The organism is Methanophagales archaeon, assembly GCA_021159465.1.
Classification (GTDB): Archaea; Halobacteriota; Syntropharchaeia; order Alkanophagales; family Methanospirareceae; genus G60ANME1.
The window spans coordinates 1-14,467 of sequence record JAGGRR010000025.1; the positions used below are offsets into that span (position 1 = coordinate 1).

The window sequence follows — 14,467 nt, forward strand, 5'->3', positions numbered from 1 at the left end:
TTTTTCATCCTCTTTTCCCCATAGATAGCCCTGAAAGAAGCAAGTATCAATGTATATGTTTTGAATATTTGTTTGCATTTACATCGTAAACATTTTAGTTATAGGTAGTAAAATAAAAGTTATGAATAAAAAGCAAGGCATACTACATACTAATTGGAAACTATCCACTTTAATACTTCTACTCACAGGAATAGCCTTAACAACCTCATCCGCTTCCTTGCATGTGGTAATTTACGCCTTTGATCAAAACCCGGCGTATCTGAAGGCACAAACCTTTACTCCGACGCTTATTACGAAGCGCTAACCCTAAGTGTTTCATGGATGTGGATGCTTGATACCCGATAATAATTATCATTATCGCCACCGTCTCTGATACCATCTTACGAGCCTGAATATAACAAAAGAAGCACAAAGAGTGAGTATGATGTACAGAACTTGCATTTCTGGTGTCCTATCTCGTGCCTGTTCATGCTCATTCGTGGAAGAAGCGTTCCAGTCGTAAAGGAAGACCTGGTCATAAAAGGATGCGATAGCACTGTTATCTATTATCACACCCGCCTCACGGTTATAAATCGAGTGCGCATTCCAGTTCAATGAAGATATAAGCACCTTCTTACCATCCACAACCAACCCTTTATTGTGTATCTTCGCCAGACCAGACGAGCCCAGATCAGCTAATTTAGCCTCAAGACTCAAATTCGACGAACGCGCTATCCTGTTCAGTTCTGATACCACTTCATCATTGTTGTTATCGCCCTCTAAATATTTAGAATCCAGCAGAATCTCCACGTCACAACCCCTCCTTGCCGCTTCTACGAGCGCTGATATGAATGGATTCGGCTCATCTCCCCAGTACATCGCCACAGAGAATAGCTCTACGTGTATATACCGCTTCGCATTCCTTATCATCTGTAGTATCGTCCTCGAGCTCAAAGCGGAATCGGGCGCCAGGACCGGTATCACTGTGAAGTTTGTTGTCATTGTATGCAGTTTAAATACGGGCGTGTAATAGCCCCCGGGTATTTCTTTTTCCATCTGGCTTTTGCTATTCATCTGCATCCCCATCTCCCAGGATAGAGATGCGTCAGTCTCAGTATTAGTATCAGCATTTGCACGCTGAAGGTCATCAAGGAATAAATCCATGAAGTAATGCGCTATCATCCTATTCTTTATCACAATGCCCCAGCCACGATTGCCATAGGTTCTGTCATACGGTACGCCGGTGTATTTCCAGTTCTCTGACATTAAAATCAGTGTCTTATCATCTATGATTGCATATTTAGCGTGATTTAAGAATCTGTCATGAGCGAAACGAACAGTGCCACCATTGCTCGCTATCTGCTCTGCGATATATCGCTCTTTGTCTTCCATACCTCCCACCGGGCGACCCTCCATCAGGAGATAAACATGTACACCTCTACGCATGGCATCTAAAATAGGCTCCAGAAGTTTGATATTGTCAAATTCGTAGAGATTGAGGTATAGAGAAGAGGAAGCATTATCTAATTCGCTCTTCAGGACTGTGAAACTGCAATCAGGCGATACGAAGGTGGTAACACTCGTGTTGGTGACGGAAATTAGCTCTGGCGGATGATACGAAGCACCAGGAGGTAGAATAACCCAGTCAGAGGCAGTATCGGTATCTTCATAAGCTTTTCTGTGGAATGCCATTCCCGACAACGGCTTCTTCAGTGGCTCACCGCGCCAGCCAGGACCATTATATGGGGAATCACCGTATATCAGCACGTCTGCTACCCTACCATGATTGTCACGCAGAATGACCTCATCACCTCGATTGCGCAATGCAAATGTCGCACCAAGCTTTAAGGTGGTAACGATAGCATCAGGGCGAGCATATACAGCGGTCTTCCGCGTGAGGTATATCCCTCTGCCGGGTGGTATGGAGACATGAGGGAAAGTGAAATTTGCTTCATTATCCGTTATGCTCCAGTTCGCAATGTCCACCGAATGGGCGCAATTATTTGTTAAAATTATATATTCGTCCTGTTCGCCCTTCACCATCGTTTTTGGATAAACCTCGGTTATCAATAGTGAGGAATATGCACAAACCGGGACGAGCGATATGAATATAATGGCGATAATGATACCAGTAATCAGCGCGATTGAGGTTGATCTAACCACTTTCATCTCTCTAAACTCTAAAAATATAATAATCAATCATAACCCTTACATAATATCACGTCATATTTAAACGATGAAAGTAAGAGTAAAAGTAAAAGTATCCGAGTTAATGCAGTATGTGATATGTCCCAGATTGGTATATTTCAGAGTCAGAGCGCAAGGACGGGGTTATGAGTCATATGCGCATACACAAACACAAGCACAAGCACATACAGTGACAGTGCGAGAAAAGAGCATGATAGAAAGTTTCATATTGAAAGAATTTGCATTTAACCTCCATAAAATCACTGGCTGTGAGGACATCGCAGCTATAAGAGCTATAATAGGAGATATAGTGGAGTCGGTACCACGGATATACAGGGAAGAGCTGGTAGGGCTGGGGTTGGAGCTGGATTTGACAGAGGCGGTGAAGCGTGATTTTATTCAGGGTATGAATGATGAGTGGCTGAAGAAACTGAGGACTGAAAATGAGCTGACGGAACTGGAGCGTGTGCATGGATATGAGCGTGAACGAATGATGTATTCAGAAAAGCTGAACCTGAGTGGTAGTGTGGACAAGTTGATAATAGCAGATGAAGAGGTGATACCATGCATGATAAAGACGGGTAAATCGCCGGGATACGGCGTGTGGCGAAGTGACCGTGTACAACTGGCTGCGTATGCAATGCTGATTGAGGATGAGTTTGAGAGCATAGTAAAGAGAGGGTTTGTGGAATACATAAGGGAAGCGGAATTTCGGGTGACACAGATAAGAAGAAGTGACCGTGCAGAGGCATTGCAGATATTAAAGCAGGTGAGACGGATAAAGCAGGGCGCCTTCCCTGATAAAGGCAGGAATGCACCATGCGAAAATTGTGCATATTCAAAATACTGTGATACTGATACGCGAAAGACGGTTCTATCTAAGTTGTTGGGTAAATAAAAGATGGAGATGCGATAACTTTCACTTTCGGTCCAGAAGAGGAGGTGATGATTCTGTGATAATCTTTAAAGCGAATGAAATGAGGATGAGAAGAAAAATGATTGCATTCGGGCTTGTATTGTTGTTTCTTTTGAGTGCTCCGATGGATATGGTGTTCGCATTGTCTAATTCTGGTGGTGGCGATTGGAAATACTAAAATAGTAGCATGTTTAAGTGTCTGTGCTAAATAATTATTTGAGGGACAGCTTCTATAGCAGATAATTTTGATATGCTTCCAGAGGATGTGAGATGGGAGAACTAACACTAATATCTTATTTAATGAATAAAGCTCTTACACTCCTTTCCCTTCTCTTTCATCACTGTTTGTAATATCTCTGTGGTCTCGTCCATCGTGTGCCTATCTACCGGATAAGGCACGCCATCTTTACCACCAAATGCGAATGAGAACTTAACAGGGTCTTGCCAGCTTGGCTTCGCTCCATATATCAACTCGGCGATAAGCGCTAAGGCTCGCACTGTTGCAGGTCCCAAACCGCGAATACACAAAAGCTGTTCAAAATCCGATGGCTGATTCTCATAAGCTATACGAAGTGCATCCCAGTTCACGCGTCTCGGTAACTTGAAGATGCTGGTCTTGGTCTGGCCAGGTGTGGGTGCAGGTACAGGTACTGGTACTTCCTCTTCCACTGTGGGTGCATTGAAGTTTAATAATGTCCTCTGCCCTTTTTTTATCCTGAAGCTGCTCTCAAGCTCCTTATACAATCGCTTTAAATCTCTACTATTACTCTTAACCAGATCAATAGAGACTTCACGGCATTCTCTACTATCCCTCGCGGTCATATCCAGCACATGGCTGTGAGGGAAGCCGACGATGCCCTGATGCGGCTCCTCATAACTCTTTACTGCCGAAGAGAGCCAGTGATACCGCCTTGCATACCGATTGCCGGGATTCATACCCTGCTGTATCACTGCCCATTCGCCCTTCTCGGTGATGATCATCGAGTGATGATAGAGCTGATAACCATCTTGAATACACGCGTTATCCACCTTTGCAGATATCCTGCTGGCGTATTTCAACTCCTCAATCTTTGCATCACTGAGGCTCAGTTTTAGTCCTATCTCTTCTATCTCAGATGTCGTATTTCTCGATGCCTTACCCTTACCGCCGGCGATACCAATACCAAATTCCTCCGGGTCTATCACTGATTTTAAGACACCACATACCACCGTTGTGGTACCACTGCTGTGCCAGTCATAGGCGAGTACGCAAGAGAGTGACTGGAACCATAGCGGGTCCGCCAGCTTCTCTACCACTCCCCCTACTCCATATTCCTCAACCAGCAACTCAAGGATGGCATGAGCTAAGCCCTTCATCCGCTTTACCAGCCAGTAAGGTGCCGAACCACCATGAAGTGGCAGATCCACCACACCCGCTCTCTTCATTAAACCAGGGCTCTTCCCTTTTTTCCCGCAGATGTCAAACCTCTAAAGGCTCTCCCCCTATGCTTATGCTGGCAGATCCAGTTGAGCCTCTTATCAGACTTTATCACGGGGTTTGCAGGTTCAACCATTATTATCTCAAACCATTTTCTCTTACCATCCTCAGCGACCCAATAGGAATTAAGAACTTCCATATTTGGATATTTACGCGCTGCTCGCTCCTCTGCAATCCGCTGTAAGCTCTTGCCGGGCGTTATCTTATGTACGCCCATCCTTTTCGGTCTCCTGCCCTTCTTCGGTCTCGGCCTTCGCCTGCCACCACGCCTAACCTTCACCCTTACCAAAATGAACCCTTGTTTCGCTTTATAACCAAGAGCTCGTGCACGATCTAACCTCGTCGGATGCTCTATCCTGACAACCGCAGGCTCTCTTCGCCACTCTATCAGCCTCGTACGCCTCAATTCGCCCACATAAGACTCATCTGGTCTCTTCCATGCATCACCTATGTATTCATAAAAGGACTTTACCATCTCACTCCCCCGCTATCGCTATTTACTTTACATTACATAAGAGGATAATAGATATAGACTATGCTATGATATTAATAGTTCAAAACAATTATAAAATAAAAATAAAATAAGAAGCACAAATTAGCGATTAGCGGAGTATGAAAGAAGAGAGTGATGAACATGGTGGATAGACCCAAGCCGTTGGACATATTGAACAGATCACTGAAGTCGCCAGTTATAGTGAAGATAAGAGGAGGCAGAGAGTTCAGGGGGATACTGGCAGGCTACGACCTGCACATGAATCTCTTGCTGAACGATGCAGAGGAGTTGAACGCCGATTCTTCGGTCAAGAATCTTCTGGGTGAGATCCTTGTGAGGGGCGACAATGTTGTCTTCATATCGCCAACAGAGCCTAAAGATATGGAGAAGGAAGAAGAGGGAGCTAAGGGTAAGGAATTGGAGGGGAAGGAGCGATGGTGAAAGGGACACCTTCAAAGGGTAAGAGGCAAAAGCGGTCACACATAATTTGCCGGCGATGTGGTAGTCACTCATTTAGCGTACATGGTAAGTACTGTGTGGCATGTGGATTTGGCAAATCCCGGCGAATGAGGAAATACCCCAACTGGAGAAAGAAGAAGCCATGAATACAATATCTAATATCAGCCGAGGTAGCTTAGTGGACAAAAGCGCCGGCCTTGAGAGCCGGTGTCCCTCGCGGGACGCAAGGGTTCAAATCCCTTCCTCGGCGCTGGATAGGAGAGCAAGGTAGAGGTACAGAAATATGGATGATCACGAATATGAGGTGCTATTGGATCGGGCTTTGAGCCAATTACCAGCGAATATAAAGAGCAATGAATCCCGGTTTGTCATACCTAACGCAAAGGTCTTCATCGAGGGTAAGACTACCATCTTCGATAATTTTGATGCTATATGCAATTATATAAACAGAAGACCTGAATATGTAATGAAATTCCTGCTCAGTGAACTGGGTACTGCGGGTAAGATAGAAGGAAGCAGAGCGATATTCCAGGGTAGATTCTCTCATAAGGAAATTCAGCATCAAATTCAACGGTTCATACATGAATATGTGTTATGCTGGGAATGTAAGAAGCCAGATACGCACTTATCCAGAATGGAGCGTGTATGGGTATTGAAATGTGATGCATGTGGTGCTATTCGTCCTATAGCGAAGATAAAGGGAAGTAGTAGGAGATAAGTTTTACTTTTACTACTATAACTCCACTTTTATCCCCATTATCTCCCTCTTACCATAATATACATCCCTTGCTATCTCTGCGCATCCTATTGCTGCACTGTATCTCGTTAATGTTCGTGTCTTTACACCCAGAAGCTGGTCTACCCGCTCTTTCATCGCCTCCTTCTCTCCCTCTGAACCTGTTAAGAAGATTGCATCAGCGGATATACATATACCATAGTCATTCGTGAGCACACGCATCGCAGAGATTTCCATTGCCACGAATAATGATAATGTAGCTAACGCATCGGCAGCTATCCGTTTACGCATGACACCGGCATTAGCGAATGCATCGCCTGCACTCAATCTCCCACTGTCAATATCCCTTATCAACTGTAGGTCAATAGGACCCTGATAAAGTCCTGGTGCACCTATGCATGCATCTATTCCCCCTATTATCACTCCATTCACCACGCATATCGTTACTGTGTTGGAACTGATATCAGAGAAGATGAAGTGTTCAAAACCTTTCTTATATATGTGATATGCAACACCAACCTTCTCAGGACTTGCACAATGAGAGTAGAATCGCATTCTTTGGTCTATACTCTCACTGCGTGCGTGTATTCCAGGTATCATAATAGTAGGGATACCAGAGTTCTTTATAGCATCGAAGACGTTCGTACCACCACCAACCCTCATACCTGCCCCACCTTCAGCGCTCAATCCCCTGTTGTTGACCTTCTCAATCTTTTTTATTCTTGAGAAGCCATCACCCATCGAATAAGTCAATGCAATGAGTTCTATTTCCTCTGTTCTTGTTTCCAGACCTGTTTCCACCTTATCCACTATCGTCCCAGCATCCATTCTCGCAGCTTCTTCACGCGATAGCTCGAGGATTCTCATATCCACATCCTCTATCCCGGCAAACCGTATTCCCGTCGTTCCGTGGTCTATACCTATGAACATCTACTTCGCTTCTCTCTTTAGTTCCACCAGTTTCAAGCCAGCAGAGATATCGCTTATCACATCCAGGACGGTGCATCTATCGCCGTCCATAAGACCCGCGGGATGACATAGATCGAGTAGTGATGGCGATGATTCGCAATTCATGGTTTTGAATACGATTTTTGAGCCTTTTACTGCCTGTTTCGCTTCAATCACTGCTTTTATTGGCGGTTCTATCACCTCAACAACACAGACTCCCCCTTCGTGGATATAACAATCGTGCTTTATACCTTCTCTTACCCGCTCTACTCTGTATCTTCGCCCCACTTCGAGGTTCGCACAGGCTTTCTTTAATCTGCACTCATCGCACTTCTTCGCCGTACCCATGAAGATGAACTCCTCACCCTCGTTTGCCAGCTTCTCTCCTATTAGAGTTACTATCCTCCCTTCTTCCATCTTCGTTATCCCCTATCCCTATTTATTCAACCACGCCGGTAGCAAGAGCGAGTCTCACTGCTGCTTCCTTTGTGAGTCCCGACTCACCCAGAATTGTATATCGGTCGGGATTGATCTTGTGTGCTATTGTGAGAGCCTCGATGATATATTCCTCCTTTATACCCAGCTCTTTTGCGGTCGTGGGCGCGCCAATCTCCTTCAGTGCAGCGCGAATCTGCTGCCAGTTATCGCCGTATAGATATGACATCATTATGGTTCCAACACCGCATTGCTCACCATGCAAAGCGGGCTTATCTGCTATCATATCAAGAGCATGGCTGAATTTATGCTCAGAACCAGATGCAGGTGCTGAAGAACCTGCAATGCTTATAGCAACACCACTTGACACCAGCGCCTTTACCACCGTCCATGCTGCCTTTTCATCTCTCTTCCTTATCTCTTTTACATTCTCCAGTATCATGTTCGCGGTCATTTCTGATAGAGCAGCGGCATAACTACTGAATTCAGCATTCTGGAGTCGCTGGGCGAGTTGCCAGTCTCGTACCGCGGTATAGTTCGCGAGGATATCACCACAGCCTGCAGCGGTAAACCTGAAGGGGGCAGAGGATATTATCTGTGTATCAGCGATGACAGCAAGTGGAGCTTGCGCCTGCCTGGATACCGGGCTGCGGTCATCACCTTTAATAGAAGCCCTGGGTGATGCAATACCATCATGTGAGGCAATGGTAGGAACTGAGATGAAAGGAATATCAAGTTCGAACGAAGTAATCTTGGCGGTATCAATGATTGTCCCCCCACCAACGCCCAGCACGAAACCCATTTTGTTCTCTTTCACTATCTCCTTGACGCGCTCTATACTGTCGGGGCTTATAGCCCGGACTTCCACAAGCTGCACTTCGTAGCCCGAATCTGCTAAAATCTCTACCACCCTCTCACCCGCTATCTTCCTTGTATAAAGCGCTCCCGTGACCACAATGGCGCCGTCTCGCAGCCCAAGGTGTCTGCATACACGCCCGAGTTCCTCCAATACTCCATGACCAACCAGAACTTCTCGTGGCAGTTGCATCCACTTCATCTTCTCAAAAGGTTCCATTGCTTAGTTCCTTTCCTATTGGATATGGAATATTATCTCGTAACGTTAAAGCTTTCTGCTGGATTTTGACTATTAATTGAAGTGTAAAAGTGAAAAGTATAAAATTAAATTATACTACTCATGAACCAGTGCCAAAACACCTGCTTCTGGCTCATAGCACCTGCCATCTGCGATGAGTTCGTCAATCACTCCTTCTATCCATGCTCCTTTCAGTCCCTTCTTCCCTAACTCCGCCATTAACAGTTCGCGACTGCACTTATCCACGGTATTCAGGAAATCAAGTGCTATATCCTTTGCAGTCCTATTATAACGCAGCCACAACTGCTGAACGGCTTTTATTGCCGTACTTTCACATTCATCCAGCTTGTTACCATTGCCATAGTGCGTCAGAGCTTTTCTCATCCATGTGGCGGTGGACATGGGCATCAGAGACAGAGAGCGAAGCAGTTCTATCCGCTTCATTGTCCGTATAGCAGTACTCAGTATCCAGTTATCTCTCACAGACGAGCCAGCCATAGCCACCTCCTCCCCGAGCATCAGGAAGCCCCTCTCATGGTGGCGTATACGCAGATTACCGAGGAATGCCAGAAATGACTCTGGTTCGAACGCCATCTTAATATCTGTATACAGAATGATGACAGCAGTGGAGTCATCTATCTTCAGCTTTGTTATTCTCCCTCTCCTCTCCACTTCTTTCACTTCACCGACGCCAAACAGAGTTGAGCATCTTGCACAGGTGGGTGTAACAATGGTATTACCAATAATCAAGTCACTGCTCATCAATTCTCGGAAGAAAACCCGACAGGCTCCTTCCCCTGCTACTCTTTGCATCGTATCGTGCACGAAGAAATCAGAAGATTACGATACCTCCATAGCCAACCACACTCGCTCTATCACCGGTGACATCGCCGCTGGTGGCGTATTTAACCAGTTGTCCATGCTTTGCACCGAGCTTCTTCGACGCATACATCACTGATGCTATCGGACCAACACCACAGGCAGAGGAGTTCCGTGCGAATATGCGGTTGTAGAACTTGCCAATATCGAGCTCAGTTATCGCTTCTATCACTGCTTCGTCCTTTTCACGCGCTATATGGTCTGGTTCATAATGTGTGAAGTCTGAAGAGGCAATCAGAATAAACTTCTTATCTCTATCGTTATGGTGGAATCTGGCAATTGTATCTGCAAGGTCTTCCCCGATCTCACGTGCGGTATCCTCATCACTGAGTGCCATGCAGATAGGAACGAAGCGGAAGGTATCAAAGCGGAATTGTAGAAACGGTAGTTGAACCTCTATCGAATGTTCATGTATGTGTGCAGTCTCATCAAAGTCAATGATCCGTCTTGGTAACGCATCCAGAAATGCGGTATCCACCTCCACGCTACCCAGAGGGGTCATCCATGTCTCCTTTGATGCGGCAATGAGTGAGCCCGTACCATAATGATTGGGACCGAGAATGATGAAAGTATCGGCATAGGGGAGTTTTGCATAGACATGCGCGGCAACACCACCTGAATACATATAGCCGGCATGAGGTACCACGGCACCAATAATACGCTCATCTACACCCTCTTCTTCTGATACTCCCGCGAAGCATTCCTCTAATTGTGCTATCAACTTATCCCGGGTTGCTTCGTAGAAAGCCCCTGCTACTGCCGGTCTTCTCATTTTCTTCTCTTCTCTTTTCCTTTATCTCACACCTCAGCTTCAAAATCCTCCACACTGTACTCAAATTTAAAATCTTCATCGCTCTTGCCCTCACGCCTGTGCCGCTCTCGCAAGAACTCACGTGCAAGCAGCCAATAAACGGTAGCAAGTGCTTTCCTGCCGTGATTGTTCGTTGGGATGATAAGGTCAACATTGGATGTTGAGTTGTTCGTATCACATAAAGCAACGATGGGCAAGCCGGTTCTTACACCCTCTTTTAATGCCTGTGCATCTGTCATCGGGTCAGTCAATACAAGAATGGAAGGTTCGACGAAATATTCGCTCTCAGGATTTGTCAGGGTACCAGGGATAAATCGTCCCACTATTGCCCTCGCGCCCGTTACCCTGGCGAACATACTCACCGGCTGATGCCCGTATTCCCGCGCGGATACAACAAGTATGGATGAAGGTTCATAATTAGCTAAGAAACGAGCCGCTATACGTAATCTCCTATCCATCATCTCTATATCAAGCAAGTAAAGACCATCAGGTCTTACCTGATAAATGAACCTCCACATATCTCCGGTTTTTTGCTGCGTACCTATATGAACACCACTTGCCAAGTAATCAGGACCGGGTATCAGCGTTTCTATCCCCTTTTCATTATCCCTATCCCTATCCTTATTCTCAACCTTCTCCTTACCCTTATTCTCCGTTTCATCCATTATTCGCTCGGTCATTCATTATCCCTTTTATTTTAATTTCCTTTATCTATTAAATCTTTTCACGGGACGCGGCACAATATCAAAATCAAAATGGGAGGAGGGGAAAATAAAGAGGAGATAAGGAGACATATCGAGGAACTGAGGGAGAAGATACGTTATCACAATTACAGGTATTACGTGCTGAATGAGCCTGAGATCTCAGATGCGGAATATGACAGATTATTTAAGGAATTAGAGGAGCTTGAGGCGAAATACCCGGAGTTTATAACGCCCGATTCGCCCACTCAGCGAGTAGGAGCGAAGCCGCTGGAGGAATTCAGGACTTACAGGCACAGCATTCCGATGTTGAGTTTGAATAGCGTAATGGAAGCTTCAGAGGTGAGGGAATTTGACGAGCGAGTGAGACGTATGCTTGGTGGAGAGGGTAAAAACATAGAGGTAGAATATGTGGTGGAGCCAAAGATAGATGGACTGGCTATGGAGCTTGTGTACAAAGATGGGGTACTCGTTGTGGGTAGTACGAGAGGTGATGGCTGGATAGGAGAGGACGTGACGCAGAATCTAAGGACGATAAAGACGATACCCCTGCGTACCCTCTCGGAGGCATTACCATTGCTGGAGGTCAGGGGTGAGGTTTATATGCCGGTGCGCAAATTCAGGGAGCTGAACGAGGAATTGGCCAGGCGAGGGGAGCGAATGTTTGCAAACCCGAGGAATGCAGCTGCAGGCTCTGTAAGACAACTGGACCCGCGAGTTACAGCATCAAGACCCCTTGACTTCTTCGCTTATGGCATCGGGCGTGTGGAGGGCAAGGAATTCACAACTCAGTGGGAGATATTGAACTATCTGAAGAGCATAGGATTTCGTGTGAGTGATCTGGTGAGGCGATTTAGAGAGATAGAGGAAGTGATAAGATACCATGATGAAGTGGAGAAGAGACGAGACGAGCTGGATTATGAGATTGATGGAATAGTAGTGAAGGTAAACAGTGTAGAACAGCAGAACCGGCTGGGAACAATTTCCAGAAGCCCGAGGTGGGCGATAGCATACAAGTTCCAGCCAAGGGAGGAGTTTACAAAGGTGAAGGATATAGTAGTGCAGGTGGGTCGTACAGGGGCGTTGACGCCCGTTGCGGTTCTTGAGCCTGTACAGATAGGTGGTGTTACAGTCAGGCGAGCAACATTACATAATGAAGAGGAATTGAAGAGGAAGGATGTTCGAATAGGGGATACAGTGGTGGTTGAGAGGGCAGGTGATGTTATACCAGAAGTGGTGAGTGTGATAAAATCCAAGAGGACCGGTGCGGAACGTGAATTCAAGATGCCGGATAGATGCCCGGTCTGTGGTGCGGAGGTATTGAAGGAAGGACCTATAAGGCGTTGTATCGGTGTCTCATGCACAGCCCAATTGAAGGAGCGGATAAAACATTTCGCATCGCTCCGTGCGCTGGACATAGAGGGTCTGGGTGATAAGGTGATAGAGCAGCTGGTGGACCGTAAGATGGTGACAGACGCGGCGGATTTATTCCGCCTGAGTAAGAAGGACCTACTGAAACTGGAGCGGATGGGCGATAAATCGGCACAGAAGATACTGGATGCGATAGAGAAGAGCAAGCAGACCACGTTTGCACGGCTAATTTATGCACTTGGGATTAGACATGTGGGAGAGCATACGGCATCATTGCTCGCCTCCAATTTCAGAGATATGGAGGAGCTGCGAAATGCCAGTTATGATAAGCTGGTAAGTATCCCGGGGATAGGACCGGAGGTAGCGAAGAGTATTCTCCTCTTCTTCAAGCAGGAGAGTACAGCGAGATTATTGCATAAGCTGGAGGAGGCGGGGGTGCGGTATGAGAAAGAGAAGAAGCCCGAGGTGGGAGAGGAAGTACTGGCGGGTAAAACATTCGTATTCACAGGTAGAATCTCTATACCAAGAGAGGAAGCGAAGAGGAAGGTTGAGCAACTGGGAGGGCGGGTCTCATCGAGCGTTACAAAGAAGACGGATTATGTAGTTGCAGGTGAGGAACCGGGTTCTAAGCTGGAGAAGGCACATAAGCTCGGTGTGAAGATAATAAATGAAGAGGAGTTCATGAAGATGGTAAAAGGTACCTGATATTATATTATATTATCGACCTGTTTCATATAGCATATTGGGTGTGAGATGGCAACGGAGAATATTATATACATAATAGATGTCACGAACAGGGATGGTGTGCAGACATCGAGACTGGGGCTGGCGAAATTAGAGAAGACAATACTGAATCTCTATTTAGACGAGATGGGAGTTTTCCAGAGCGAGTTCGGATTTCCCGTCACGAGGCATGAGACGAACTATTTGAATGCAAATCTTGAGCTGGTTGAGCTCGGTGCTATGAAGCGTATCCGGCTCGGGGGTTGGATGAGAGCGATAAAAAGCGATGTAGAGCAGGGTTTCGAGCTGGTTCCCGGGCTAAAGCATGTTAATTTGAGTATATCCACCTCTGAACAGATGATGAAGGGCAAGTTCATGGGTAGATATACATGGGATGATATAATAAAGATGATGTGCGAAGCGGTGGACACCGCGAAGAAGTATGGTGCAGAGTCAATAGGAGTAAATGCGGAAGATTCATCAAGAACAGAGCTTGAGAGATTGATAGAATTTGGCAAAGCAGCAAAGGAGCATGGTGCAGATCGGATAAGATACTGCGATACATTGGGATATGACGACCCATTCACGATCTATGAGCGAGTGAAGAAGCTAGCAGAAGCAGTAGGCATTCCCATTGAACTGCATTGCCATAATGATTTGGGGATGGCAGTTGCATGTTCGGTTACGGGAGCCAAAGGCGCAATAGATGCAGGTGTGGATGCATATATTACGACAACAGTGAACGGTATGGGCGAGCGGGCGGGTAATGCAGACCTTGTATCAACGATCCTTGCGGTGAAGAAGTCGAGTGGATTTGAGAATAAATACAAGCTGGATAAGCATATAGACCTGCGGCAGGCATGGAAGATATGCAAATATGCATCACTATCGTTCAGAGTGCCAATACCGGTGAACCAGCCTGCGGTTGGTGAGAATGCCTTCGCACATGAATCGGGAATCCATGCAGATGGAGCGCTGAAGGACAGCAAGAATTATGAATTGTATGATTACACTGAGGTAGGAAGGGGGCATATTGAGGTGATAGAGACAGGGAGGCAAATAACAGCGGGTGAGTATTCAGGGATAAAGGGCTTCAAGAGTGTAGCAGGGAAATACAAATTGAAATTTAAAGATGATGAAGAAGCGAGGAAGATACTGGAACTTGTGAGATATGCAAATGTACATACGCAGAAGCCAGTGACGGAGGATGAGATGAGGTTCATTGTTAAATATCCAGAGCAGGCAAGGAAGATTATGTC

15 protein-coding genes and 1 tRNA gene are annotated in these 14,467 nt (G+C 46.0%); 7 read left to right on the forward strand and 9 right to left on the reverse strand.

Annotated features, from left to right (window positions below):
* Positions 1-354: 354 nt before the first annotated feature.
* Positions 355-2,148, reverse strand: a complete 1,794-nt coding sequence (locus J7J01_01475; GenBank protein ID MCD6209563.1) for a lamin tail domain-containing protein — start codon at positions 2,146-2,148, stop codon at positions 355-357.
* 229 nt (positions 2,149-2,377) lie between these two features.
* Between J7J01_01475 and cas4 the strand changes: the two genes are divergently transcribed.
* Positions 2,378-3,064, forward strand: coding sequence for a CRISPR-associated protein Cas4 (gene cas4, locus J7J01_01480; GenBank protein ID MCD6209564.1), 687 nt, complete (start codon positions 2,378-2,380; stop codon positions 3,062-3,064).
* Positions 3,065-3,379: 315 nt separating this feature from the next.
* On the opposite strand, the gene J7J01_01485 is transcribed toward cas4, so the two are convergent.
* Both J7J01_01485 and J7J01_01490 read right to left on the reverse strand, forming a co-directional pair.
* Positions 3,380-4,507 carry a DUF763 domain-containing protein gene (locus J7J01_01485; GenBank protein MCD6209565.1) on the reverse strand — a complete coding sequence of 376 codons (1,128 nt, stop codon included), beginning with the start codon at positions 4,505-4,507 and terminating at the stop codon, positions 3,380-3,382.
* Positions 4,507-5,034, reverse strand: coding sequence for a 50S ribosomal protein L15e (locus tag J7J01_01490; protein ID MCD6209566.1), 528 nt, complete (start codon positions 5,032-5,034; stop codon positions 4,507-4,509). Before J7J01_01490 ends, J7J01_01485 begins: the two co-directional genes overlap by 1 nt.
* Positions 5,035-5,193: 159 nt before the next feature.
* Between J7J01_01490 and J7J01_01495 the strand changes: the two genes are divergently transcribed.
* From J7J01_01495 to J7J01_01510, 4 genes are all read left to right on the forward strand, one after another.
* Positions 5,194-5,493 (forward strand): hypothetical protein, encoded by a 300-nt coding sequence (locus J7J01_01495; protein ID MCD6209567.1) that lies wholly within the window; start codon positions 5,194-5,196, stop codon positions 5,491-5,493.
* Positions 5,487-5,657: a 50S ribosomal protein L37e gene (locus J7J01_01500; GenBank protein ID MCD6209568.1), complete on the forward strand. Its 171-nt coding sequence runs from the start codon at positions 5,487-5,489 to the stop codon at positions 5,655-5,657. Before J7J01_01495 ends, J7J01_01500 begins: the two co-directional genes overlap by 7 nt.
* A gap of 18 nt (positions 5,658-5,675) precedes the next feature.
* A tRNA-Ser gene (locus J7J01_01505) sits at positions 5,676-5,761 on the forward strand.
* Between the two features lie 33 nt (positions 5,762-5,794).
* A complete protein-coding gene (locus tag J7J01_01510; protein ID MCD6209569.1) occupies positions 5,795-6,229 on the forward strand; it encodes a translation initiation factor IF-2 subunit beta in 435 nt (144 codons plus the stop codon).
* Positions 6,230-6,244: 15 nt separating this feature from the next.
* On the opposite strand, the gene J7J01_01515 is transcribed toward J7J01_01510, so the two are convergent.
* The 6 genes from J7J01_01515 to J7J01_01540 form a co-directional block, all read right to left on the reverse strand.
* Positions 6,245-7,177: a methanogenesis marker 12 protein gene (locus J7J01_01515; GenBank protein MCD6209570.1), complete on the reverse strand. Its 933-nt coding sequence runs from the start codon at positions 7,175-7,177 to the stop codon at positions 6,245-6,247.
* Positions 7,178-7,612, reverse strand: a complete 435-nt coding sequence (locus J7J01_01520) for a UPF0179 family protein (GenBank protein MCD6209571.1) — start codon at positions 7,610-7,612, stop codon at positions 7,178-7,180.
* 22 nt (positions 7,613-7,634) lie between these two features.
* Positions 7,635-8,705: an NAD(P)-dependent glycerol-1-phosphate dehydrogenase gene (locus J7J01_01525; protein ID MCD6209572.1), complete on the reverse strand. Its 1,071-nt coding sequence runs from the start codon at positions 8,703-8,705 to the stop codon at positions 7,635-7,637.
* A 114-nt stretch (positions 8,706-8,819) separates the two neighbouring features.
* The gene (locus J7J01_01530) at positions 8,820-9,485 is read right to left on the reverse strand and encodes a hypothetical protein (protein ID MCD6209573.1); all 666 of its coding nucleotides are present in this window, start codon (positions 9,483-9,485) and stop codon (positions 8,820-8,822) included.
* Between the two features lie 70 nt (positions 9,486-9,555).
* Positions 9,556-10,374, reverse strand: a complete 819-nt coding sequence (locus tag J7J01_01535) for an MEMO1 family protein (protein MCD6209574.1) — start codon at positions 10,372-10,374, stop codon at positions 9,556-9,558.
* Between the two features lie 26 nt (positions 10,375-10,400).
* Complete coding sequence (locus J7J01_01540; protein MCD6209575.1) at positions 10,401-11,093, reverse strand: 30S ribosomal protein S2; 693 nt, start codon at positions 11,091-11,093, stop codon at positions 10,401-10,403.
* Between the two features lie 75 nt (positions 11,094-11,168).
* On the opposite strand from J7J01_01540, the gene ligA reads away from it, so the two are divergent.
* The gene (gene ligA / locus J7J01_01545) at positions 11,169-13,190 is read left to right on the forward strand and encodes an NAD-dependent DNA ligase LigA (protein ID MCD6209576.1); all 2,022 of its coding nucleotides are present in this window, start codon (positions 11,169-11,171) and stop codon (positions 13,188-13,190) included.
* Positions 13,191-13,238: 48 nt separating this feature from the next.
* Positions 13,239-14,467: hypothetical protein (locus J7J01_01550; GenBank protein MCD6209577.1), on the forward strand; the 1,229-nt coding region annotated here is incomplete at its 3' end.